Annotated in this window: 17 protein-coding genes and 1 riboswitch; of the genes, 11 read left to right on the plus strand and 6 right to left on the minus strand. The window is 71.4% G+C overall.

Annotated elements, in window-relative coordinates; genetic code table 11:
- Nucleotides 1-42 precede the first annotated feature (42 nt).
- The 3 genes from RS82_RS14835 (at nt 43) to RS82_RS14845 (ending at nt 7,169) form a co-directional block, all read left to right on the plus strand.
- Entirely contained in the window at nt 43-2,256 is a 2,214-nt protein-coding gene (locus tag RS82_RS14835) for an NADP-dependent isocitrate dehydrogenase (protein ID WP_045300808.1), read from the plus strand.
- Between the two features lie 138 nt (nt 2,257-2,394).
- Complete coding sequence (locus RS82_RS14840) at nt 2,395-5,319, plus strand: MMPL family transporter (RefSeq protein ID WP_052676863.1); 2,925 nt, start codon at nt 2,395-2,397, stop codon at nt 5,317-5,319.
- Nucleotides 5,319-7,169, plus strand: a complete 1,851-nt coding sequence (locus RS82_RS14845; RefSeq protein ID WP_045300811.1) for a YhgE/Pip domain-containing protein — start codon at nt 5,319-5,321, stop codon at nt 7,167-7,169. Before RS82_RS14840 ends, RS82_RS14845 begins: the two co-directional genes overlap by 1 nt.
- Nucleotides 7,170-7,175: 6 nt before the next feature.
- Here the strand turns inward: RS82_RS14845 and RS82_RS14850 are convergent, their stop codons facing one another.
- The gene (locus RS82_RS14850) at nt 7,176-9,173 is read right to left on the minus strand and encodes a L,D-transpeptidase family protein (protein ID WP_045300813.1); all 1,998 of its coding nucleotides are present in this window, start codon (nt 9,171-9,173) and stop codon (nt 7,176-7,178) included.
- A gap of 220 nt (nt 9,174-9,393) precedes the next feature.
- On the opposite strand from RS82_RS14850, the gene RS82_RS14855 reads away from it, so the two are divergent.
- From RS82_RS14855 to RS82_RS14880, 6 genes are all read left to right on the plus strand, one after another.
- The gene (locus RS82_RS14855; RefSeq protein WP_045300815.1) at nt 9,394-10,593 is read left to right on the plus strand and encodes an ROK family transcriptional regulator; all 1,200 of its coding nucleotides are present in this window, start codon (nt 9,394-9,396) and stop codon (nt 10,591-10,593) included.
- A gap of 137 nt (nt 10,594-10,730) precedes the next feature.
- Entirely contained in the window at nt 10,731-12,002 is a 1,272-nt protein-coding gene (locus tag RS82_RS14860) for an extracellular solute-binding protein (protein WP_045300817.1), read from the plus strand.
- Nucleotides 12,003-12,090: 88 nt separating this feature from the next.
- A complete protein-coding gene (locus RS82_RS14865) occupies nt 12,091-13,056 on the plus strand; it encodes a carbohydrate ABC transporter permease (RefSeq protein ID WP_045300819.1) in 966 nt (321 codons plus the stop codon).
- The gene (locus RS82_RS14870; RefSeq protein WP_045300821.1) at nt 13,053-13,895 is read left to right on the plus strand and encodes a carbohydrate ABC transporter permease; all 843 of its coding nucleotides are present in this window, start codon (nt 13,053-13,055) and stop codon (nt 13,893-13,895) included. The genes RS82_RS14865 and RS82_RS14870 overlap by 4 nt, the downstream gene beginning before the upstream one ends.
- 43 nt (nt 13,896-13,938) lie before the next feature.
- Nucleotides 13,939-14,892 (plus strand): ROK family protein, encoded by a 954-nt coding sequence (locus RS82_RS14875; RefSeq protein WP_045300823.1) that lies wholly within the window; start codon nt 13,939-13,941, stop codon nt 14,890-14,892.
- A complete protein-coding gene (locus RS82_RS14880; RefSeq protein WP_045300825.1) occupies nt 14,885-15,664 on the plus strand; it encodes a glucosamine-6-phosphate deaminase in 780 nt (259 codons plus the stop codon). Before RS82_RS14875 ends, RS82_RS14880 begins: the two co-directional genes overlap by 8 nt.
- A 15-nt stretch (nt 15,665-15,679) precedes the next feature.
- Here the strand turns inward: RS82_RS14880 and RS82_RS14885 are convergent, their stop codons facing one another.
- The 5 genes from RS82_RS14885 to RS82_RS14905 form a co-directional block, all read right to left on the minus strand.
- Complete coding sequence (locus tag RS82_RS14885; RefSeq protein ID WP_045300827.1) at nt 15,680-17,071, minus strand: FAD-binding oxidoreductase; 1,392 nt, start codon at nt 17,069-17,071, stop codon at nt 15,680-15,682.
- Nucleotides 17,068-17,460 carry a YrdB family protein gene (locus RS82_RS14890; protein WP_045300829.1) on the minus strand — a complete coding sequence of 131 codons (393 nt, stop codon included), beginning with the start codon at nt 17,458-17,460 and terminating at the stop codon, nt 17,068-17,070. Before RS82_RS14890 ends, RS82_RS14885 begins: the two co-directional genes overlap by 4 nt.
- 94 nt (nt 17,461-17,554) lie before the next feature.
- Entirely contained in the window at nt 17,555-19,444 is a 1,890-nt protein-coding gene (locus RS82_RS20780) for a sigma-70 family RNA polymerase sigma factor (protein WP_052676864.1), read from the minus strand.
- A 313-nt stretch (nt 19,445-19,757) separates the two neighbouring features.
- Entirely contained in the window at nt 19,758-20,894 is a 1,137-nt protein-coding gene (gene nagA, locus RS82_RS14900) for an N-acetylglucosamine-6-phosphate deacetylase (RefSeq protein ID WP_045300831.1), read from the minus strand.
- Nucleotides 20,895-20,921: 27 nt separating this feature from the next.
- Nucleotides 20,922-22,436: a family 20 glycosylhydrolase gene (locus RS82_RS14905; RefSeq protein ID WP_045300833.1), complete on the minus strand. Its 1,515-nt coding sequence runs from the start codon at nt 22,434-22,436 to the stop codon at nt 20,922-20,924.
- A 151-nt stretch (nt 22,437-22,587) separates the two neighbouring features.
- Nucleotides 22,588-22,672, plus strand: a riboswitch (ZMP/ZTP riboswitch).
- A 38-nt stretch (nt 22,673-22,710) separates the two neighbouring features.
- Here RS82_RS14905 and glyA point away from each other — a divergent pair.
- Together glyA and RS82_RS14915 are read left to right on the plus strand one after the other, a co-directional pair.
- Complete coding sequence (glyA, locus tag RS82_RS14910; protein WP_045300835.1) at nt 22,711-23,985, plus strand: serine hydroxymethyltransferase; 1,275 nt, start codon at nt 22,711-22,713, stop codon at nt 23,983-23,985.
- A 232-nt stretch (nt 23,986-24,217) separates the two neighbouring features.
- Nucleotides 24,218-25,099, plus strand: coding sequence for a bifunctional methylenetetrahydrofolate dehydrogenase/methenyltetrahydrofolate cyclohydrolase (locus RS82_RS14915; protein WP_045300837.1), 882 nt, complete (start codon nt 24,218-24,220; stop codon nt 25,097-25,099).

Raw genomic sequence — 25,099 nt, forward strand, 5'->3', positions numbered from 1 at the left:
TTGCGATAGGCTGAACGCCGACCCGCAAGAAGGACGTGACTGGTGACCGACTCGACCATCATCTACACCTACACCGACGAGGCACCGGCCCTCGCGACCGCATCGTTCCTGCCGATCGTGCAGGCCGTCACCCGCCAGGCGGGAGTGGACGTCGAGACGCGCGACATCTCGCTCGCGGGCCGGATCCTCGCGGCGTTCCCGCAGAACCTGACGCCCGAGCAGCAGGTCGGCGACGCGCTCGCCGAGCTCGGCGGCCTCGCGACGCTCCCCGAGGCCAACATCATCAAGCTGCCGAACATCTCGGCCTCGATCCCGCAGCTCAAGGCCGCGATCGCCGAGCTGCAGTCGCAGGGCTACGACATCCCGGACTACCCGGACGAGGCGCAGTCGCTCGAAGACAAGGACGTGCGCGCCCGCTACGACCGCATCAAGGGCTCGGCCGTGAACCCCGTCCTGCGCGAGGGCAACAGCGACCGCCGTGCGCCGCTGTCGGTGAAGAACTACGCGCGCAAGCACCCGCACCGCAACAAGGCCTTCGGCGAGGGCTCGAAGACCCGCGTCGCGACCCTCGGGCACGACGACTTCAAGTCGAACGAGAAGACCACGGTGATCCCCGCCGACGACGTGCTCTCGGTCCGCTTCGTCGCGGCCGACGGCACCACCACCGAGCTCAAGACCGGCATCAAGGTGCTTCCCGGCGAGATCGTCGACGGCACCTTCCTGTCTGCGGCTGCGCTGGACGCGTTCCTCGCCGAGACACTCGAGACCGCCAAGGCGGAAGACGTGCTCTACTCCGTGCACCTCAAGGCGACGATGATGAAGGTCAGCGACCCGATCATCTTCGGCCACGTCGTGAAGGCGTACTACGCCGACGTCTTCGACGCCTACGGCGACAGGATCGCCGAGGCCGGCCTGACCCCGAACGACGGCCTGGGCGCGATCCTGGCGGGCCTCAAGAACGTCGAGGGCGGCGACGAGATCGCCGCCGCGTTCGCCGCGGCGACCGACACCCCGCGCCTGTCGTACGTCAACTCCGACAAGGGCATCACGAACCTCCACGTGCCGTCCGACGTCATCGTCGACGCGTCGATGCCCGCCCTCGTCCGCAACGGCGGCAAGCTGTGGGGCGCCGACGGGGGCGAGGCCGACACGCTGGCCGTCATCCCCGACTCGTCCTACGCCGGCGTCTACCAGACGGTGATCGACGACGTCATCGCGCACGGTCCGCTCGACCCCGCGACGATCGGCACCGTCCCGAACGTGGGTCTCATGGCGCAGGCCGCCGAGGAGTACGGCAGCCACGACAAGACGTTCGAGCTCTCCGCCGCCGGCACCGTCCAGGTCGTGAACTCGGCCGGCGACGTGCTGCTCGCACACGAGGTCGCCCCGGGCGACATCTGGCGCGCGACCCAGACGAAGGACGTCGCGATCCGTGACTGGGTGAAGCTCGCGGTCACGCGCGCCCGGGCCACCGGTGCCCCCGCCGTGTTCTGGCTCGACGAGAACCGCTCGCACGACGCGGCGCTCATCGCCAAGGTGAAGACCTACCTCGCCGACCACGACACCGACGGCCTCACGATCGAGATCCTCGCGCCCGCCGCCGCGACCCAGTACTCGCTGGACCGCCTGCGAAAGGGTGAAGACACGATCTCGGTGACCGGCAACGTGCTGCGCGACTACCTCACCGACCTGTTCCCGATCCTCGAGGTCGGCACCAGCGCGAAGATGCTGTCGATCGTCCCGCTGCTCGCGGGCGGCGGCCTGTTCGAGACCGGTGCGGGCGGCTCGGCCCCCAAGCACGTGCAGCAGCTCCTCGCCGAGGACTACCTGCGCTGGGACTCGCTCGGCGAGTTCTTCGCGCTCGCCGCGTCGCTCGAGCACCTCGCCGACTTCGCCGGCAACGCCAAGGCGCGCGTTCTCGCCGACACCCTGGATGCCGCGACCGGCACCTTCCTCGAGAACGACAAGTCGCCCGGCCGCGCCCTCGGCACGATCGACAACCGCGGCAGCCACTTCTACCTCGCCCTCTACTGGACGCAGGAGCTCGCCAAGCAGCAGGCCGACGCCGACCTCGCGGCGGCCTTCGCCCCGGTGGCCGAGGCGCTCGCCGCGAACGAGCAGAAGATCGTCGACGAGCTCCTCGCGGTGCAGGGCTCGGCCGTCGAGATCGGCGGCTACTACCGCCCCGACGCCGAGCTGGTCGCCGGTGTCATGCGTCCGTCGCAGACCTTCAACGAGGTCATCGACGCGCTCTGACGACCGACTCGCGAAGGGGCGGATGCTGCGGCATGCGCCCCTTCGTCGTCTCCAGGGCTGTTGCCGGGCGGGGTCGCACGGCTCTACCCTGGGGGCGCCACCGCCGCTGGGGAGGGGCGGCCCGTCCAAGGGGAGACGATGTCGTCTGCGCTCTACACGCTCGGGCGCTGGGCCTTCCGCGCCCGCGGTCTGGTGCTGGGCGTGTGGATCGCGCTCCTCATGGCGCTGTTCGCGGGCGCGGCGCTGCTGGGCACAGGCACCGACAACACGTACACGATCCCGGGGACCGAGTCCCAGGAGGCGCTCGACGCGCTCGGCCGCACGTTCCCGCAGGTCAGCGGAGGGTCGGCGCAGCTGATCGCCGTCGCGCCGCCGGGCGGATCGGCGACCGATCCCGACTTCGAGGCTGCGGTCGAGGCATCCGTCGATGCGATCGCCGAGATCCCGCAGGTGTCGTCGGCGACGTCCCCATACGGCCAGGCGGCGTCGGCGAACATCAGCACCGACGGCGACGCCGCACTGGTGCCGATCCAGCTGACCGTGAGCGGCACCGCCGTGCACGCCTCGACCGGCGAGGCACTGCAGGATGCGGGAGCTGCGCTGCAGGACGCCCTGCCCACGGGCTCCGAGGTGTCGGTCGGCGGGCAGCTCTTCTCGCAGAGCTCGACGGGCATCAGCATCACCGAGCTGATCGGCATCGGGGTCGCGTTCGCCGTGCTGGTGTTCACGTTCGCGTCGCTGGTGGCCGCCGGGCTGCCGCTCGTCACCGCGATCGTCGGCGTCGGCGCCTCGTTGTCGATCGTGCTCATCGCGACGCGGTTCACCACGATCACCTCGACCACGCCGCTGCTCGCCCTCATGCTCGGCCTCGCCGTCGGCATCGACTACGCACTGTTCGTGCTCGCGCGACATCAGGACCAGCTCAAGGAGGGCGTCGAGCCGGAAGAGGCCGCGGCTCGAGCGATCGCGACGTCGGGGTCGGCGGTGGTGTTCGCCGCCCTCACGGTGATCATCGCGCTCCTCGGGCTCGTGGTCGCGGGCATCCCGTTCCTCACGACCATGGGCGTCGCCGCGGCCGTCGCGGTCGCCCTCGCCGTGCTCGTCTCGCTCACGCTGACGCCCGCGCTGCTGGCGTTCGCGAAATGGCGCGTCGTGCCGCGACGGTACCGTCCCGCACGGCACACGGATGCTGCGGCCGTCGTCGACGTGGAGGCGCCGGCCGACGCCGTCGATGACGAGGGCGAGAAGCCTCCGCTCGACGACGCCGAGGTGGCGCTCATCGACCCGGCCGAGGCGGAGGCGGACGCGGAGGAGGCGACGGATGCTGCCGCCCCGGGCGATGCGACCGACCCGGAGGGTGCGCACGCGGTGCCGGCCGAGACCCCGCGGGCGCCGGGACGATTCTTCCGCGGCTGGGTGCGCACCGTCACCCGGTGGCCGCTCGTGACCGTGATGCTGATCGTCGGCCTGCTGGCATGCGCCGCCCTCCCCGCGGCGCACCTGCGCCTCGCCCTGCCCGACGCGGGATCGATGGAGGAGGGCGAGCCCGGCCGCGAGACGTACGACCTCATCGCCGAGCACTTCGGCCCCGGGTACAACGGCCCGCTGCTCGTGACGGGGTCGGTGATCGAGAGCACGGATCCGGTCGGACTGATGGACGACCTCGGGGCGGAGATCGCGACGGTCGACGGCGTGGCGTCCGTGCCGCTCACGACGCCGAACGAGACCGGCGACACCGGCATCGTGCAGGTGATCCCCGAGGGCGGTCCCGACTCCGTCGCGACGGCGAAGCTCGTCGCGACGCTGCGCGGCCTGCACGGCCACTTCGAGACCGAGTACGGCGTGGACCTCTCGGTGACGGGATACACCGCGGCCGGCATCGACATCTCGGAGAGGCTGGCCGGCGCGCTGCTGCCGTTCGGCATCCTGGTGGTTGGTCTCTCGCTGGTGCTCCTCGCCATGGTGTTCCGCTCGATCGTCGTGCCGATCACCGCGGCGCTCGGCTACGTGCTGTCCATCGGCGCGGCGTTCGGGCTCACGACGCTGGTCTTCGTCGACGGGGTCTTCGCCGACGCCCTCAACGTCGCATCGGTGGGGACGGTCATCAGCTTCATGCCGATCATCCTCATGGGCGTGCTCTTCGGGCTCGCGATGGACTACGAGGTGTTCCTCGTCAGCCGGATGCGCGAGGACTACGTGCACCACGGCGAGCCGGTGCGTGCCGTGCATGACGGGTTCGCAGCATCCGCCCGCGTCGTCACCGCGGCCGCGACCATCATGTTCGCGGTGTTCGTCGCATTCGTGCCCGAGGGTGATGCCAACATCCAGCCGATCGCGTTCGGGCTCGCCGTCGGCGTGGTGATCGACGCGTTCCTCGTGCGCATGACGCTCATCCCGGCGGTGCTCGTGCTGTTCGGGCACCACGCATGGTGGATGCCGGCGTGGCTGGACCGCCTGCTGCCGTCGTTCGATGTCGAAGGGGAAGGGCTCGCGGAGGAGCTCGCCTTGGCCGACTGGCCCGATCGCGACCTCGCGCTGGCGGCAGAGGGAGCGCGCGCGCACGCCCACGAGTGCACGCTGGACGCGGAGCTCGCGTCGGGCGGCATCCTCGTGATCGAAGGGGCGGATGCTGCGGAGCGGCGCGCGATGCTCGCCGCGCTGTGCGGGCGTGCCGAACTCGCTGAAGGACGCGTCAGGGTGGCCGGGTTCGTGCTGCCGGCCCGCACCACCACCGTGCGCGCGCGGACGTCGTACTGGCGCGTGCCACCGAACGGCGGCGGCCTCGACCTGGCGCTCGACTCGGGGCCCGCCCTCGTGTTCGTCGACGGGCTCGACGACGTCGGCTCACCGTCGGCGCTGCGGCGCGTGCGTGCGGAGCTGACGGCGGCGCGCGCCGCCGATCCGTCGCTGGCCATGGTGGTCGCCGCACGCGACAGCGTCGACGTCGAGCCGGCGCTGCCCGCCGACGCGGTGCCCTTCGTCGTGCGACTCGCCGGCGGCGACCGCGATCGCAGGCTCGTGGCGGCGCGTGGTGCCTCCGCGGCCCCCGCGGGGTCCGACTGATGGCCGCGTTCGGCGCGACCTCGGGGTCCTCGCGGCTCGGCCGCCTGGCGGTGATCGGTCTCATCATCGTGCCGCTGCTGATCGGCGGGATCCTGGCGTGGGCGCTCGCCGCACCCACGTCGCACCCGGAGCGGCTCACGGCCGCGATCGTGAACGACGACGCGCCCGTCACCGTCGACGGCCGGTCCGTGCCGCTCGGGCGTCAATTCGCCGCGGGACTGATGGCCGGCCAGGAGCCTGCGCAGCCCGGGGCCGGCACCACCGATGACCCGCCGAGCCTGGACTGGGTGCTCACCAACGACGAGGATGCCGCCGAGGGGCTCGCGGCCGGGCGGTACATGGCGGTCGTGCGGATCCCCCCGACCTTCTCGGCCGACGCCACCTCGATCTCGGGGCCCGGCGCACAGGCGCGGCAGGCGGTGGTCGAGGTGCGCACGACGCCCGCATCCGCCTGGCTCGACCCCGCGCTGACCGGCGCGGTGACGCAGGCCGCGACCGCGGCCCTCGGCCGGGAGCTCACCGGCCGATACCTCCAGCAGGTGTACGCCGGGTTCAACACGATCGCCGAGCAGATCGGCCAGGCGGCCGCGGGAGCGGATCAGGTCGCGGACGGTACGGCTTCGGCGGCGGCGGGTGCGGCCGACCTTTCGGGCGGGGCGAGCGCGCTGTCGTCAGGGCTCGCATCGCTGAGCGCAGGAGCTGCGGGCCTGGCGTCCGGGCTGGCACAGCTCGACGCCTCGGCCCAGCCGCTTCCCGGTGCGGCCGCGGACGTCGCCGCCGGGGCGAACCGGGTCGCCGGTTCGCTGGACCAGGCGCTTCGACAGGCGGATGCCGCGACCCTCGCCTTCGCGGAGGTCGTCGCCGAACTGTGCGGGCTTCCCGGACCGGGAACGCTGTGCGACCGGGCCACGCAGGCGCTTCGGCAGCTCGAGGCCGCCGAAGCGGGGCTGCGCGATCTCACGACCGGCGCGCGCCGCGTCGCCGTCGGAAACGACGCGCTCGCCGCCGCGCTGCCGAGGGTCGTGGGCGGCATCGATGACGCCGCGACGGGCGCCGGCGAGGTGTCGGCGGGTGCAGTCTCGTCCAGCGGAGGCGCTGGAGAGGTGGCGTCCGGCGCCGCCCAGCTCGCCGCGGGTACCGCCCAGGTCGACGCCGGCGCCGCCGAGCTGTCGTCGGGGCTCGATTCCGCGTCGACCCAGCTCCCCACCTACACCGATGACGACATCGACACACTGTCGGTGGTCGTCGCGGAGCCCGTCGTGGTGGACCAGGCGACGCCGGCCACCGGCATCCAATCCGTTCCCCTCTTCACGATGATCGCGCTGTGGCTCGGCGCCCTCGTCGCTGCCATCGCCGTGCAGGCGGTGCCGACCGCCCGCCTGCTCAGCGGCGCCGGCTCGGTCGCGATCGGCCTGCGCGCCGTCGTTCCGACCGTGGCGGTCTGCGCCGCGCAAGGCGTCGTCGTCGGTGCCGCTGTGCTCACGTCGGTGGGCGTGAACCCGCTCGAGTGGATCGCGTTCGTGGTGTCGGCGATGCTGTGCGGCGCGGCCTTCGGCCTCGCGAATCAGGGGCTGGCGGGCGCATTCGGGGCCACCGGCCGCATCGTCGCCGCGCTGATCGCGATCGTGGCGCTGGCGGCCGGGCTCGCAGGAACGGTTCCGGCTGTCATCGCGCAGATCTCGGCGGCGCTGCCGACGGCGGCCGCCACAGCGCTCCTGCGGGCGGCGCTCACCGCTGACGCGGCCGGAGTGGTCCCGGCGATCATCGGGCCGTGCCTCACGGCTGTCGCGGGGCTCGCCCTCGTGATCGCCGGGGTCGCCGCGCGGCGGCGGGTGAGCGTGGAGGCGTGACCGCGATCAGGCGTGGACCCAGACCTCGGTGCCGCGCGCCGTCCAGTCGTAGACGAACTTGGCGTCGTCGTTCCACATGTTCACGCAGCCGTGGCTCTGCGGAAAGCCCAGGCGGCTTCGGAAGTTCGAAGCGCCGTGGAACGCGATGTCCGGTGCGAACCAGGTGATCCAGGGCACGTCCTTCGTGCAGTAGCTGTTCACCGCGGCCGGGTTGTAGCACAGCGCGCCCATGTCCTGGACGCGGGTGAAGGCGTTCACGGTGAAGTGCCCGGTGGGCGTCGGCGTGCCGGAGAGCCCCGACGAGATCGTGTACGAGGCGACCACGTTGCCGTTCTCGAAGAGGGTCGCCGTCTGGCTGGAGAGGTCGACCTCGACGGTGCGGGCGAAGGTGGAGACGACGGGCGCGACCTCGGTCACAGGCGTCTCGAACACCGCGTTGCCGGCGGACAGCTGCGTGGCGAAGTCGGAGGCGAAGTTCGTGGTGTCGCCGACCTCGCGGCCCGAGATCCCGGGCGCCTCCTCGCGGAGGACCTTGCCGGCCGAGTTGGTGATGACCGCACCGTTCTCGGCCGGCCGATTGATCGCGGCGGGAAGACCGTCCACCGCGGCCTGGATCGCCGCCTTGTCGGCGGTGATGTCGTACGCGGCGTTCTCGGGGTCGGGTGCGACGGTGAGCCAGGCTGCCAGCGTCGCGCGATCGATCGGCACCGTGCGCTCTTCGCCCACATAGAAGCCGGCCGTGTCGAGCATGCCGTTCAGCTGCGCGACGGTCGCGTCGGCGGTCTCGGTCGAGATGTCGGCGGGGACCTCGGCGGAGACCGGGTCGAGCTGCACGCGCGTCTCGCCGGCCTCGAAGGCCGCCTGGATGGCGCCCTGGACGGCGGCCACGTCGACCCCCGCCCCTGCGACGGCCGGCGTCGCGACGTAAGACGCGGTGGCGGCGTCGAACGCGAGCGTCGCGTCGGTCGGGTCGGTGTAGAGCTGCGGCGCGACCTCGCGGAGGGCGGCGGCGGCGGTGGCCTGGTCGAGCTCGATCTCGGCATCGGTCGCGGCAAACCACGCGGTGGGGTTCCACATCGGATGCTGCGCGAACGCGGCGTCGGCGAGTGCCTTCGCGTCGACCGCGGCGCCGAGCTCGGCGCCCGTGATCTCGGCGTCCTCGCCCGCGCCGGTGAGCACGACCGTGGTCTCGGCCAGACGCTGCTCGATGGAGTCGGCTGCCGCACCAGGCGTCAGCCACCCGACCGGCACACCGGCGACCGTGGTGCCGGGCGCGATGAGCACCAGCGACGAGACGACGAGACCGACCACGGCGACGCCGGCCGCTGCGCTGACCCAGATCGCGGTGCGCTTCTTCTTCGGCTTGGGCTCCGCCGGCGCCCACGCGAAGGTGGGGGAGCCGTCGGCCGGCGCGGTCCCGGCCGCCGTGGCGACATCGCTCGCGGGCTCGGCGGAGAGGTCTGCGGTCGGCGCGAGCTCCGTCGCGGACGCGGGTGCGAGCACGGCCGTCGCGACGGCGACGGTCTCGGCATCGGTGTCGGAGGCGACGGATGACTCGGGCTCGGCCCCGTCGATGGGCTCGGCGTCGTCGGCGTCTCGGTCGACGGGTTCGGGCTCGGCTTCGGGCTCGACTTCCTCAGCGGCGACGGGCTCAGCCGACTCGTCGACCTCTGCCTCAGCTTCGGGCTTCTCGTCTGCGGCGTCGACTGCTTCGGCTTCCGTCTCGGGCTCAGGCTCAGGCTCTGACGCCGATTCCGCCTCCGGCTCGGCTTCCGCCTCGGAATCCTCGCCGGCGTCGTCAGCGGGGGAGTCCTCCGCGTCCGCAGCCGCGACGGACTCGGCCGTCTCGGCTTGCGCCGGGGCCTCAGCATCCGTCTCGCTCACGGCATTCGATTCCGCGGTCTCCGCCGATGCGGACTGCTCGTCCTCGACGGCCTGCTCGACCTGGACGGCGTCATCCCCGGACGCCTTCCCGGCCTGCGACTCGGTCGCCAGATTCGTCACGCCACACCCCCGACTGTGATCAACGCTTCCACCCATGGTAGGCGACGCGGCCGGGTGTCGAGGTCACGGGCTGGTCACGCACGAACCGCCGGTCACAGCACGAATCCCGAGCGTGGCTCCGTAACGATCGCAACACGGCGGATCACGGTTTTGTAAAGCATCCGCTCAAATTGAGGTGAGGGACTTGCGAAAAGTTAGTTCGTAAGGTCTACTAACAAACATGCCCAACACGGAAGCGCGACGCGGCCCTTCCATTATCGACGCGCCGCAGAGCATCACCACGAATGCCCGTGCATTCGCCCCCGGACGCACGCTCCGCCAGGGCGCGAAGGTCCTCCCCGAGCACGCGCGCGGCCACAACCGCTCGCTCGTGCTCCAGACCCTGTTCCACCAGGGCGCGATGAGCCGGGCCGACCTGTCGCGTGAGACGGGGCTCACCCGGGTCACGATCTCCGACCTCGTGGCCGAGCTCATCGCCGACGGGTTCGTCGCCGAGATGGGTGTGCGCGAGGCCTCGGGGCCCGGCAAGCCCGCGATCCTCGTCGACCTCGACCACGCCGGTCACCGCATCATCGGGCTCGACCTGTCGGGCAGCGACACGTTCATCGGCGCCGTCCTGACCCTCGACGGCGGCATCGTCGCGCGTCGCGAGGTCGCGGTCCCCGCCGCCGACGCTCTCGTCGACACCGTCGTCGAACTCGCCCGCGCGCTCGTCGCCGAGTCGCACGCGCCCGTGCTTGGCGTGGGCGTCGGCACCCCCGGTGTCGTGGACGATCGGGGTGTCATCCTCACGGCACCCAACTTCGGCTGGGCCGGTTTCGACCTCGAGGGCGCGCTGCGCGGCGCGCTGGGCGTTCCCGTCCTCGTCGCGAACGACGCCAACGCCGCCGTGCTCGCCGAGTACACGTTCGGCGGCGCTCCTGACGACGTGCTGCTCGTCAAGGTCGGGCGAGGTGTCGGCTCCGGGCTGCTGCTGGCAGGCCAGCCCATGCGCGGCAGCCGTTTCGCCGCGGGGGAGATCGGCCATGTCACCGTCGGCACCGACGGCGGCCCGCAGTGCGCATGCGGCAAGGTCGGATGCCTGGAGGCCTGGCTCTCGGTTCCCTCGCTGACGTCGCGGCTGAACGCGGCAGCCGATCCCGCCGCCCACGAGGGCATCCTCCGCGACGCGGGGGAGCGGCTCGGCATCGCCCTGGCACCCGTGGTCGGCGCGCTCGACGTGTCGGAGATCGTCCTCTCCGGCCCCCCTGAACTCCTCGGCGGCTCCCTTGCGGAGCAGACCGTCGAGACACTCCGCGCGCGCACGCTTGCACCGTCCGTCGACGAAGGCGTGCGTGTGCGGATGACGGAGCAAGGCCAGGACATCGTCCTGCGCGGCGCGGCCGTCATGGTCCTGTCCGGACAACTCGGGGTGTCCTGACACAGCGCGATTCCCCGGGGGATCCCCCCGGATCCCGAAACAACACGGAACGCTCCCCGCGGAGCAACCGATCCCCGGATGGGCCACCCGGCCCAGCCGAAACACCAAGAGAACACCGAAAAACGAAGGAAGACACCATGAAGAAGACGCTTGGAGCTGTGGCGCTCATCGGCGCCTCGGCACTGGTGCTCGCCGGCTGCGCCGGCGGCAGCGACAACGGCGGCTCGTCGTCCGATGAGGGCGCCGAGATCCGTGTGTGGCTGGTCGGCACCGACACGCCGCAGGACGCCCGCGACTACCTGAAGAAGACCTTCGAGGACGAGAACCCCGGGTCGACGCTGGTCATCGAGGAACAGCAGTGGACCGGCCTCGTCGACAAGCTCACCACGAGCCTGTCGTCGAACGACAGCCCCGACATCGTCGAGATGGGCAACACGCAGGCCCCGGCGTTCACCTCGAGCGGCGCCCTGCTGAGCCTCGCCGACATCGAGGGCGACCTCGGCGGCGACGACCTCCTCCCCGGCTTCGTCGAGGCGGGCAGCTGGGACGGCACCCTGTACGCCGCGCCGTACTACTCGGGCGCCCGCGTCGTCTTCTACAACACGGCGATGTACGAGCAGGCGGGCGTCGCGGTGCCCACCACGCTCGACGAGTACGTGTCGAACGGCGTCACCCTCGCGGGCGCGCTGCCGGGTGTCTCGGGCGTCTACTTCCCGGGCAAGGACTGGTACAACGCGCTGCCCTTCATCTGGGAGAACGGCGGCGAGATCGCCGTGCAGGACGGCGACGAGTGGGACGCGCAGCTGTCCAGCGACGAGTCGCTCGCCGGTCTCGCGCAGGTCCAGGAGCTCATGACGAAGGCCTCGCTGGCCCCGAAGGACGGCGACGAGACCGAGGGTTGGGTGCCCTTCCGCACCGAGCAGTCGGCCACGTACTCGGCTCCGAGCTGGGCCTACTGGTCGATCGTCGCCGACGAGGACAAGCAGCCGACCGCCGTTGCCGACACCACCGGCTACTACGCCCTCCCGGGCATGGACGGCGGCGCGGCTCAGGTGTTCGCGGGCGGCTCGAACGTCGGCATCGCCGCGAAGTCGAAGAACCCCGACCTCGCCAAGACCGCGCTCGAGATCATGCTGAGCGACGAGTACCAGACGATCCTCGCCGAGAACGGCCTCGTCCCGGCGCTCGTCTCGCTCGGCGACAAGGTCGCCGCGGCCACGCCGGAGCTCGCGACGGTCATCGCTGAGGCCGCTGCCAACGCCAAGCTGACGCCGGCTTCGCCGAATTGGGCCGACGTCGAGGCGCAGGGCATCATGCAGGACCTGTTCGTCAACATCGCGAACGGCGGCGACATCAAGGAGCTCGCCACCGCTGCCGACGAGCAGATCGAATCGATCCTGAACGGCTGACATCACTGAACGGGGTGCCTCGTGCCGCGAGGCACCCCGTTCCATGCCCGCACAGGGCTCGACACAATCTTTTGAGAGGAGGTTCGCCATGACCACCGTCCCCGCAGAGGCCCCCGCGCCCCCGGCTCCGCCGTCCGCGTCACGGCAGGACCCCGAACGTCCGAAGCGGCGCCGCTTCCCTTGGGCACCCCTCGCGCTCCTGACGCCTGCGCTGATCATGCTCGCGGTCTTCATCGGCTGGCCGCTGGTGCAGCTCGTGATCATGTCGTTCCAGAAGTTCGGCCGCGCGCAGATCTTCGGCGCCCCGCCCGAGTTCATCGGGATCGACAACTACGTCGCCGTGCTGACCGACCCCGAGTTCTGGGCCGTGCTCGGCCGCAGCGTGGCGCTCTGCGTCGTGAGCGTCGTCGCCACGATGCTCCTCGGCGTGGCCATCGCCGTCATGATGACCAAGCTCGGCGCCGTCATGCGCACCGCGGTCTCGGTGTCGCTCCTGCTCGCGTGGGCCATGCCCGCGCTGACCGCCACCATCGTGTGGGGCTGGATCTTCGACACGCAGTACGGCCTCGTCAACTACGTCCTCACGCAGATCACCGGCCAGAACTGGGTCGGTCACAGCTGGCTCATCGACCCCACGAGCTTCTATGCCGTGGCGGCGATCATCATCACGTGGGGCGCGATCCCGTTCGTCGCGTTCAGCACCTACGCCGCGCTGTCCCAGGTGCCCGACGAGGTGCTCGAGGCTGCTTCCCTGGACGGGGCGGGAGGCTTCGCGCGGTTCCGCCTCATCGTCTTCCCCTACCTGCGCTCCATCCTCCTCGTGCTGCTGGTCCTCCAGATCATCTGGGACCTGCGCGTCTTCGCGCAGATCTATGCGCTGCAGTCGATCGGCGGCGTCCGCGCCGAGACGAACACGATCGGCGTCTACATCTACAGCGTGTCCATGGCGTCGGGCGACCTCGGCGCCGGCGGCGCCATCTCCGTGGTCCTCGTCGTGATCCTCCTCGCGATCTCCGGGTACTGGATCCGCACGATGCTGAAGGAAGAGTCATGACCGCCCGTCCTCGCCGCGTCGTCTCGCGCGTGTTCCTGAACGTCGCGGCCCTGGTCGTGATCGCCTCGTCGCTGTTCCCCGTGTACTGGATGGTGAACACGTCGCTGCTACCGGCGTCGGCCGTGCGCTCGACGACCCCGCACTGGTGGCCCGACGAGTTCACGCTCAGCAACTACCAGGAGGCCCTCACCGACGACAGCCTGCTCAACGCGCTGTTCAATTCGGTCGCGGTGACGGGGATCACTCTCGTGGTCACCCTCGTCTTCGCGTTCCTCGGCGCGGTCGCCGTCTCGCGGTTCCGCTTCCGCTCCCGCACATCGTTCATCGTCGCGATCCTCGTGATCCAGATGATCCCCGCAGAAGCGATGATCGTCTCGGTGTTCCGCGTGCTCGACGGCTGGTACCTGCTCAACACGATCATCGGTCTGAGCTTCGTCTACATCGCCACTGTGCTGCCGTTCACGATCTGGACGCTGCGCGGCTTCGTGAACGGCGTGCCCGCCGATCTCGAGGAAGCTGCGATGATCGACGGATGCAGCCGCGCGGGCGCCTTCTGGCGCATCACGTTCCCGCTGCTGGCTCCCGGCCTCATCGCGACCGGCGTGTTCGCCTTCATCCAGGCCTGGAACGAGTTCGTCTTCGCCCTCGTCATCATGACGCGGCCCGAGTCGCTCACGCTGCCCATCTGGCTGCGCGCCTTCGTGCAGGCGACGAAGGCGACGGACTGGGCCCTCGTCATGGCTGCGTCGACGATCATGGCGGTTCCGGTCATCGTGTTCTTCCTCTTCGTTCAGCACCGCATGACGAGCGGTCTGGTGGCAGGGGCGGTCAAGGGCTGATGCGCGCGGACGACAACGCCGCCTCCCACGGGGAGGTCGGCCGATGAGGGTCGGGCTGGACGTCGGCGGGACGAAGACCGACGCCGTCGCGGTCGACGCCGACGGCGAGATCGCGGGTCGCCTTCGCATCCCCACGGGATGGGGACCGGATGCCGTGGCCCAGACCGTCCTCGACGCCGTGCGTGCGCTCGGCTCGGAGGCCGGCGTCGACCTCTCCACCGTGCAGTCCGTCGGGGTAGGCATCCCAGGTCAGATCGAGCCGGGCACCGGCCGCGTGGTGCACGCGGTGAACCTCGGCGTCGACGAGCTCGACCTCGCCGCCGCCGTCGCGCCCCGGCTGGGGGTGCCGGTGCAGGTCGAGAACGACGTCAAGGCCGCCGCACTCGGAGCGCACGCGCTCCACACGAGGGGCGGCGCGCCCGCGCCGGGCTCGATGGCGTATCTCAACCTCGGCACCGGCATCGCCGCGGGAATCGTCTCGGACGGCGTCCTCTGGCGGGGCGCCCGCGGCACCGCGGGCGAGGTCGGCCACATCTCGGTCGACCCGAACGGGCCGCTGTGCCGCTGCGGCCAGCGCGGCTGCATCGAGGCCTTCGCGGGCGGCGGCGCGATCGCTGAGCGCTGGGCAAAGCGCTCCGCGCTGCCGGTGCGCGACGTCTTCGACGCCGCCGATGCGGGCGACCCCTCTGCCCGGCAGCTGCGTGGCGGGCTCGCCCGCGGCGTGGCCGCCGCGATCCGGGTGCTGGTGCTGACGGTCGACGTCGATATCGTGGTCCTCGGAGGAGGTGTGACGGCGTTGGGAGACCGACTGATGACGGATGTCGCAGCCGAGCTCGCGGCCAGTGCCGAGGCATCCCCGTTCATGCGCTCGCTGCACCTCGCCGACCGGGTCGAGCTGCTGCCGCCGGGTTCGCCGGCAGCCGCACTCGGAGCCGCGCTGGTGGGTGCGGAGGGCGACGCCACACACGACGCAGAGGAAGCACTGGTCCATGGCTGAGATCGTCATCGTCAAAGACAAGGCCGCCGCGGGCGCGCTCGTCGCCGACCACATCGCAGAGCTCGTCCGCTCGAACCCCGAGACGGTCCTGGGGCTCGCGACGGGGTCCACGCCGCTGCCCGTGTACGAGGCGCTGCGCTCGCGGCTGGAGGGCGTCGACCTTTCGCGCGTGCGCGGATTCGCGCTCGACGAGTACGTGGGCATCGACCCCGCTCATCCCGAGAGCTACCGCTCGGTGATCACGCGCGAGGTCGTCGAGCCGCTGGGTCTCAACCCCGAGCTCATCCGCACGCCCGACGGCACGCCGGAGGGCATCGAGCATCACGGCGAGGAGTACGACGAGGCCATCCGCGACGCCGGCGGCATCGACCTGCAGATCCTCGGCATCGGCACCGACGGCCACATCGGCTTCAACGAGCCCGGCTCGTCGTTCTCGTCGATCACCCGCGTGAAGACGCTCACCGAGCAGACGCGCCGGGACAACGCACGCTTCTTCGATTCGATCGACGACGTGCCCATGCACTGCATCACGCAGGGGCTCGGCACGATCCTGCGCGCGCGGCACATCGTGCTGCTGGCTTTCGGCGAGGGCAAGGCGGCCGCGGTCGCGGGGGCCGTCGAGGGTCCGCTGTCGGCGTCGCTGCCGGGCTCGGCGATCCAGCTCCACCCGCACGCGACGATCGTGGTCGACGAAGCCGCCGCATCGCAGCTGACCCGCTCGGACTACTACCGCTACGCCTACGACAACAAGCCGGAGTGGCAGGGCATCTGAGGCTCCCGCGTCAGCTCAGCGCGCGAACACCTTGCCGGGGTTGAGGATGCCCTGGGGATCGAAGACGCGGGTGATCTGCCGCTGCAGCTCCCACTGATCCTCGCCGAGCTCGTCGGCGAGCCAGCGGCGCTTGAGCACGCCCACGCCGTGTTCGCCGGTGAGCGTGCCGCCGAGGCGCAGCGCCGCGCGGAAGAGGTCGTCGGCGGCCGCCCAGATGTCGTCCGGCGCCTCGACGACGCCGAACTCGTCGGGCTCGGCCTCGAAGATGAAGTTGGGATGCAGATTGCCGTCGCCCGCGTGGGCGACCGTGGGGATCACGACGCCGTGCTCGCGTTCGACGCGGGCGATCTCGTCGAACATCGCGGGCAGGGCGCTGCGGGGCACCGAGACGTCCTCGATGAGGGCTGTGCCGAGCGATTCCATGGCGGGGTGCATCGACCGGCGGATCGCCAGCAGCCGCTCGCCCTCTTCGCGGTCGTGCGAGACGACGGCCGTGCCTCCGGCGCGACGGAGCACGTCGGCGATGGCGTCGGCCTCGGCGATCGCGGCCGGGCCGTCGGTCTGGATGGTGAGCTGCGCCGCGCCGGGCGTCGGCGCCTCGAGCGCCAGGAGCGCGTGCACGGCGGCGAGGGACGCGGCATCCATCAGCTCCATGATCGCGGGCTGCGCACCGGAGGCGGTGACGGCGGACGATGCCTCGGCCGCCGTCCGCACGTCGGGGAACGTCGCGGCGATCGTGCAGACCTCGCCGGGCACGAGTCGGCGCAGCTTCAGGGTCGCGCCGACGACGACGCCGAGAGTCCCCTCGGACCCGATCACCAGCGACGTCAGGTCGAGGCCCGTGACGCCCTTGACGGTGCGGTGGCCGAGGCGGAGGAGCCGACCGTCCGCGAGCACGAGGTCGACGCCGAGCACCGCGTCGCGCACCACGCCGTACTTCGCGCACAGCAGTCCGCCGGCGCCGGTGGCGATGTTGCCGCCGACCGTCGAGATCGCCCGGCTCGCGGGATCGGGAGCCCACCAGAGGCCGTACGGGGCGAGCGCGGTGTTGAGGTCGGCGTTGAGGACGCCCGGCTCCACGACCGCGAGGAGGTCGTCGGGGCGCACCTCGAGGACGCGGTCCATGCCCCGCACCGACAGCGAGATCTCCCCGTCTCCGGCATTGGCGCCGCCGGCGAGGCCGGTGCCGGCGCCGCGGGTGACCACGGGCGTGCCGGTGCTCGCGGCGATGCGGAGCGTCTGCTGCACATCGTCGATGCTGCGGGCGTGCACGACGGCGAGGGGGAGACCGGATGCCGCGTGCCCCGACTTGTCGGCGCGCGCGGCGGCGAGCGAGGCCGCGGAGGTGTCGACGCGATCGCCGAGTGCCGCGCGCAGCTGGTCGAGCGCGTCGGCGCCCGAGGTCACGACAGGCGCCGCCGGCCGGCGATGACCCCCGCGGTCACGGCGACGACGCCGAACGCGACGCCGATCCACGCGTTGCCCATCGACCACCAGGCGGCGGTCGCGGACACGTAGACGAGCAGCTCGACGATGGCGCGCACGAAGGGGTGCACGGCGAACACGGCGCGCGGCGAAACGAACAGGGCCCAGAGGAGGATCGCGATCACGGGGGCCCCGACGCCGGCGACGATGTTCCACGGGAACGGCCACATCGTGAAGCCCCACAGCGCGAGCGTGCCGAACGCGAAGATCTCGCACACGAACGCGATCACGTCGATCGCCGAGAGGGGTGCGCGCGTTCCCGGTGCCGGTTCGGCAGGGCGCGCGGGAGTGACGTTCGGCGTGTCGGACATGGCTTCCAGTCTACGGCGGCATGCTCCGCGCGTCCGCCGGGCACCGGTGCGCGGGCCCGGCGCTGAGCGTCGCGGGCGACCCGGGACGCGGGGGTCAGTTGCCGCCGTCGGCAGGCACCGTCTCGACGGGCACGTGTGCCACTTCCGGGGCGTTCGCGGGCGTCTCGGTGGTCGTTGCGGCGGGCATGCGCTCGACGACTCCGTGTCCGAGGCCGTTCGGGGGGCTCGCATTCCGCTTCGAGGTGCCGGTGCCGGCGCCCGTGTTGCCGCCGTTGCCGTTGCCGGTGCCGTTGGTGGGGGTGCCGTTGCCTGTCGAGCCGCCGTTTCCGGTGTTGCCGCCGTTGCCGTTGCCGTTGCCGTTGCCGTTGCCGTTGCCGTTGCCGTTGCCGTTGCCGTTGCCGTTGCCGTTGGGGGTGCCGTTGCCTGTCGAGCCGCCGTTTCCGGTGTTGCCGCCGTTGCCGTTGCCGTTCCCGTTCCCGTTGTTTCCGGACTCGCTGGTGTTGTCGCCCGACGACTTGCCGTTGTCTCCCGTGCTGCCGGTGGCGAGGCGATCGACGCCCTGTGCGTTGCCGTTGTTGCTCGACTGGTTGCCGGTGCTGCCTTGAGCTTTGCCGTTGCCGGACTGGCCCGTGGCCTTGCCGCCGGCCGACGAAGCGGTCCCCTCGCCTGTTGCGCCGCCGTCGCCCGCAGCGGGGTCGGGGACGACGGGCACGTCGGCCGGGCCGGGACCCGGCTCGGCCGGAAGCTGGAGCGCGGTGTCGCCGGTGTCGTCCGGCAGAAGCGCCGGGGCGTTGACGTTCTCGGCGAGGACCTCGTCGGTCGGCGTGGGCGTCGGCGCCGGTTCGGGGCCGGCCGTGGCCGGCAGCATCACTGCCGCGGCGACCACGCCGCTCACGACGAAGAGGCCGGCCGCGGCGAGTCCGGAGGCCGCGCCGATGCCGGCGACGGCCGACGTGCCGAAGACCGCCGCCGACGAAGCGACGGCGGTCGCCGCCCCTGCTGCGCCGACCGCCCCCGCCGATCCGACGCCGGCCGACGTCGCAGCCGCACCGACAGCCGCACTCGCGCCGGCACTCGCACCCGCACTTGCGCCCACGACTCCGCCCGGGGCGATGGTCACCGTGCTGTGCACCACGCTCGAAGGCATCGAGGCCAGAGCCACCAGGGAGGTGCCACCGCCCTGAACCGTCGCGAGGTAGCCTGCGGTGCCGACGGCACCCAGGGCGATGGGCAGCAGCACGAGCGCCAGCCGGCTCGAGACCTCCTTGGCCTCGCTCGCGACGATCGAGCAGCGCACGCAGTGCGCGAGGTGCTGCTCGAGCTTCGCGAGGTCGCGCCGGCCGAGGTTGAGACGGGTGTACGCGCCGAGGCGCTCGATGGTCCACTGGCAGTCCGAGCCGTCGACCACAGACCGCAGGTGGGCCTGGATCCAGGCTTCGCGCAGCCCTTCCCGCGCGCGGAACGTCAGCTGGGCGACCGCCGTCGGCTTCATGCCCAACAGCGGCGCGATCTCGGCGGGCTTCATGCGTTCGATCTCGGAATACCAGAGCACCTCCTGCCACCGTGTCGGCAGGCTGCGGAAGGCCTGATGCGTCAGGCCGCGGTCGAGCGCGGCCTCGCTCTCGTGCTCGGCGCCCGAAGGATCCTCCACGCCGTCGAGCTCCTCGTACGCGGTCTCGCGGCGCGCGCGCCCCCATGCCGCCGCGGTGTTGCGGATGCTGGTGAACAGGTACGCGCGGAACGAGCCGGTCGGCCCGCCGCCGTGCGCGATCGAATGGTAGATGCGGGTGTACGCCTCTTGCACGAGGTCGTCGGCGTCGAGGCTCGATGTCATGTTGCGCGCGACGGTCACGCCTGCGCGGTAGTGGCGCCGCCAGAGCTCCGCGAACGCGTCGGTGTCGCCCGATCTCGTCCGCAGGACGAGATCGGCGTCGGCGTCAGCGACGACGTCCGTCTCGTGCTCCTGCACTTCCTCGTGGTCCATGGGCCCCCCAGTTGCGCGGCGCACATCGACGACGTCGATCCCGGGTGCGGACCGTGGTTCGCTCCATTGTCGTCGCCGCCTCCGGATTTGACCAGGGCTGCGACGTGAGGGCGCGGCATCCGTCCTGAGCGAATATCCAGAATTCGCGTAATAGACGGGGGTTCTCCACGTCTCTTTCATCAGAGTGGCAGGCCGCCCTTATGAGGGGCCCGGCGGCGGCCGCCCCCGCGGGAATCCTGCGGGCAGGGCGGGGCTCGGAGGTATCTCGGGGGAGGGACCTTCGGCCCCGCCTTTCACGCGCGCGCCGGCGTACTCAGGCGTCGTGCCCCGCGACCCACACGCGGCGCACCGCGAGGGTCTCGTCGAGCAGTACCGCGTCGGCGGGCGCGCCGATGTCGAGGGTGCCGAGATCGCCGCGGTGGATCGCGTGGGCGGGCTGCCGGCTCAGAGCGTGCGAGGCGACCTCGAGCGGCACGCCCGCGGCCACGACGTGGCGAAGGGCGGCGTCCTGCGTGAGCGTCGAGCCGGCGATCGCGCCGCCCTCTTCGAGCCTCGCGACGCCGTCGGTCACGCGCACGGCGAGGCCGCCCAGCTCGTACCGGCCGTCCTGCGACCCGGCCGCGGCCATCGCGTCGGTGATGAGCGCGATGCGGTCGCCGGCCACGGCGAACAGCGTCGCGATGAGCTCGAGGTCGACGTGCACGCCGTCGGCGATGATCTCGAGCGTGACGCGCTCGTCGCGCAGGCCCGCGACGACCGGGCCGGGGGCGCGGTGATGGATGCCGGGCATCGCGTTGAACGCGTGGGTGAGCAGCGTCGCGCCGGCGTCGAAGGCGCGTCGTGTCGTGTCGGCATCGGCGTTCGTGTGGCCCACCGCGACCGCGACGCCGGCGTCGACGAAGCGCCGGATCGCATCGAAGGCTCCGGGGCGCTCGGGGGCGAGGGTGACCTGGCGGATCGTGCCGCGTCCCGCCTCGAGCAGTCGGTCGACGGATGCCGCGTCCGGCGCGCGCAGCAGCGACTCGGTGTGCGCGCCCTTGTGGCCGGGGTCCAGGAACGGACCCTCGAGGTGCGAGCCGAGGACGGTGGGATCGGCGTCGCAGAGGTCGGCGACCATCGCCACACGCGCAGCGAGGTCGTCGATCGGCGCAGTGATGAGCGAGAGCACCGCGCGCGTCGTGCCGTGGGCGCGGTGCACGGCACGCGCGGTGGACACGGCCTGCGGGCCGTCGTCGAAGCTCGCGCCGGCGCCGCCGTGGCCGTGGATGTCGATGAACCCGGGGACGAGGCATCCGTCGCCGCCGTCCACGACCTCATCGGCGGGAGGGAGGTCGCCGCCGACACCGGCCGACGCGACGCGGCCGCCGTCGAACAGCGCCCATCCGTCGAGGCGGTCGCTGTCGACGGATACGGAGCCCAGCAGGCGGACGGAGTGGACGAGGGTGGCCATGCGGTGCTCCGGATCACTCGGCCGAGGTCATTCGGTGACCCACGGGATCTCGTCGGACGGGTGGAAGCCGATGCCCATGCTGGTCCACAGCGGGCCGAGGGCGCCGACGCGCTGGCGGAACGACGCCCAGGTGCGCAGGTCGCTCGCTCCGGTCGCCGGCGACCAGGCGGCCTCCGCGGCGGCGGCCGCGCGGGGGAACGCCATCGTGTCGATGTCGGCGGCGGTGCGGATCGTCTCGGTCCACAGCGGCGCCTCGACGCCGAGGATGCCGGAGTCGTCGACGCCGGGGAGCACATCGGACGGCTCCCACGAGTAGGCGCGCTCGACGCTCGTCGGGCCGTTCGCCCAGGTGAGGCCCAGCTCGGGTCCATTCGGGTACTTCATGTCGAGGTAGATCGCGTCGGCGGGGGAGAGGATCAGCTGCGCGCCGTTGTCGACGAACGCCGTCGCCTTCTCGGCGGCGCCCTCCTGCGGTGTGAGGAACCCCCAGTACTGGCCGACCGTGGTGTCGGCGATGCCGACCGCGGCCCCGGCCTCGTGCCACGCCACGGGCGTCTTTCCGAGGTCGGAGATGATCTCGCTCGCTCGCCCGACGAACTCCGCGAAGTCCTCGTCGGTCGTCGAGAGCGACTCGTCACCGCCGAAGTGCAGGTACGGGCCCGGGGTCATCGCGGCGAGCTCGCCGAAGATGTCCGCCACGAAGTCGTAGGTCGCCTCGTCGTGGATCTTCAGCGAAGAGAACCCGACGGCCATGCCGTCGTACGGTGCGCCGGCGCGCGGCTCGTCGCCGCCGTAGTCGCGGATGACCTCGCGCATGTGGTCGCTGACGCTCGGGTCCTCGGCCAGTTCGGGGTAGGCGAGCCCGACTGCGTGCGTGTGCCCGGGCATGTCGATCTCGGGGACCACGATCATGTGACGGGAATCCGCGTACTCGACGATCTCGCGGTAGTCGTCCTTCGTGTAGAAGCCGCCAGGGTCACCGCCGACCGAGGTTCCCGACGCCTTCTCGGTGAGCTCGGGCCGCGAGTCGAGGTGGACGCGCCAGCCCTGATCGTCGGTGAGGTGCAGGTGCAGCGCGTTGAACTTGAGCGATGCCGCGTGGTCGATGTAGGCCTTGACCGTCTCGACGGGGTGGAAGTGGCGGGCCACGTCGAGCATGACGCCGCGGTACGCGAAGCGCGGGGCGTCCTCGATCGTGACGGGGGATACCGTCCATTCGTCGCCGTCACGGGCGATGAGCTGGCCCAGTGTCTGCACGCCGTAGAAGAGTCCGGCCGCGTCGGCGCCTGTGACGGTGACGGATGCCTCGTCCACCGCGATCCGGTAGGACTCGGGTGCGTCCGAACGCGCGTCGATCCGCAGTTCGATGCCCGCGCCGTCGCCGCTCGCGAGGGTCAGCGCGGTGCGGGCCTCGACGATCGCCGACAGGGCGGCGGCAGCATCCGCCTCTCCGGTCACCGCCGTGGCGGACGAGAGCCGGAAGGGCGCGTCGGGCCCGGCCTCGATCGAGACGGGGGCGGGGACGACGGCGGGAAGCGACACGGTGTCTCCATTCTGTGCGACCGGGGTGCATCCGGCCAGCAGCGCAGCGGCGAGGACGGCTGCCGCGACGGCCCGTCCTCGTCGACGATTCATGTAAAGAGTCCTAACAAAAGCGATCGGACTCAGCCTAGTGGTTCGTGTTCCGTTATGCTCGGTGTGTCGCGACTGGCGTTGAGGTGGGCCACCACCGGGGAGCGACCGACTACGGCATTCGACCGCACGCCTGGGCCGATGTGGGACACCCCTATCTGAAAGCCGTGAGTCTGGAGATCGCATGACCGATCAGTTCTTCAACGCCCCTCTCGCCGAGGTCGATCCCGAGATCGCCCAGGTGCTCGACCGCGAGCTCGACCGCCAGCGCGGCTACCTCGAGATGATCGCCTCCGAGAACTTCGTGCCCGTCTCGGTGCTGCAGTCGCAGGGCTCGGTGCTCACCAACAAGTACGCCGAGGGCTACCCGGGCCGCCGCTACTACGGCGGCTGCGAAGAGGTCGACGTCGCCGAGGAGCTCGCCATCCACCGCGCCAAGGCTCTGTTCGGCGCCGAGTTCGCGAACGTCCAGCCCCACTCGGGCGCCACCGCGAACGCCGCCGTGCTGCACGCCATCGCCCGCCCCGGCGACACGCTGCTCGGACTGTCGCTCGACCAGGGCGGCCACCTCACGCACGGCATGAAGATCAACTTCTCCGGCCGGCTCTACAACATCGTCGCGTACGGCGTCGACCCCGAGACCTCGACGATCGACATGGACGAGGTGCGCCGCCTCGCCGTCGAGCACAAGCCCAAGGTCATCATCGCCGGCTGGTCGGCCTACCCGCGTCAGCTCGACTTCGCCGCCTTCCGCGCGATCGCCGACGAGGTCGGTGCGACCCTATGGGTCGACATGGCGCACTTCGCCGGTCTCGTCGCGGCCGGCCTTCACCCCAACCCGGTCCCGCACGCGCACGTCGTGTCGTCGACCGTGCACAAGACCATCGGCGGCCCCCGCTCGGGCTTCATCCTCACCAACGACGCCGACATCGCGAAGAAGATCAACACCGCGGTCTTCCCGGGCCAGCAGGGCGGCCCGCTCATGCACGTGATCGCGGCGAAGGCCACCGCGTTCAAGCTCGCGGCCACTCCCGAGTTCAAGGAGCGCCAGGAGCGCGTCCTGCGCGGCGCCCACATCATCGCGGAGCGCCTGTCGCAGCAGGACGTGAAGGACGCCGGCATCGCCGTGCGCTCGGGCGGCACCGACGTGCACCTCGTGCTCGTCGATCTGCGCAACGCTCAGATCGACGGCAAGCAGGCCGAGGACCTCCTGCACGAGATCCACATCACCGTGAACCGCAACGCCGTCCCCAACGACCCGCGGCCCCCGATGGTCACGTCGGGCCTGCGCATCGGCACGCCGGCGCTCGCGACCCGCGGCTTCGGCGACGCCGAGTTCACCGAGGTCGCCGACGTCATCGCGCTCGCGCTGCAGCCCGGCGCCGACGTCGAGGAGCTGCGCCTGCGCGTCTCGGCCCTGACGGCCGCTTTCCCGCTGTACCCCGACTTCCGCCACTGAGCGGGAACGCCGTCGCACCGCGGCGGCATCGTCTGGTACCACTTGTCGACACGGGTGCCGCGGCCCGGCACCGGGCCGCGGCATCCGTCCCGCCCCCTCCTCGACCACGATCCGCGAGAGTGCAGTTGATCGCCGAGATGGTGGGTGGTTCCCTGCCTTTCGTCCGCCAGCTGCACTCTCGCGGGCCGGGGTACCCAGGCCCAGAGCGCACGACCACACGAGGAGACCAACGATGACCGCACATAAGCTCGACGGGCGCGCGGCTGCGGCCCAGATCAAGGACGAGCTGCGCGAGCGCGTGGCGGCGCTCAAGGACCGCGGCGTCACGCCCGGCATCGCGACCGTGCTCGTCGGCGCCGACCCGGCGTCGCAGCTGTACGTCGGGATGAAGCACCGCGAGTCCGAGGCCATCGGCATGAACTCGATCCAGCGCGAACTTGCGGCCGACGCCACGCAGGCCGAGGTCGAGGCGCTCATCGACGAGCTCAACGCCGACCCGGAGTGCCACGGCTACATCGTGCAGCTGCCGCTGCCCAAGCACCTCGACACCGACGCGATCCTCGAGCGCATCGACCCCGCGAAGGACGCCGACGGCCTGCACCCGACCAACCTCGGGCGCCTTGTGCTCAACGTCAACTCCCCGATCACGACGCCGCTGCCGTGCACGCCGCGAGGCGTCATCGAGCTGCTGCTGCGCAACGACTACGACCTCAAAGGCAAGGACGTGGTCGTCGTGGGCCGCGGCGTGACCATCGGCCGCTCGATCGGCCTGCTGCTCACGCGTCGCGAGATCAACGCGACCGTGACCCTGACGCACACCGGCACGGCCGACCTGTCGCATCACCTCCGCCAGGCTGATGTGATCGTGGCCGCCGCGGGCGTCAAGCACATCGTGCAGGCTGCCGACGTGAAGCCCGGTGCGGCCGTCCTCGACGTGGGCGTCACCCGTGAGGACGACCCCGAGACCGGCAAGTCCCGCGTCTACGGCGATGTCGCGCCCGATGTCGCCGAGGTCGCCGGCTACGTCTCGCCGAACCCCGGCGGCGTCGGACCCATGACGGTGGCGCTGCTCATGACCAACGTCGTCGAGGCCGCGGAGCGCTCGCTCGCCTGA

It is taken from the genome of Microbacterium trichothecenolyticum, from assembly GCF_000956465.1.
GTDB classification, from domain to species: domain Bacteria; phylum Actinomycetota; class Actinomycetes; order Actinomycetales; family Microbacteriaceae; genus Microbacterium; species Microbacterium trichothecenolyticum.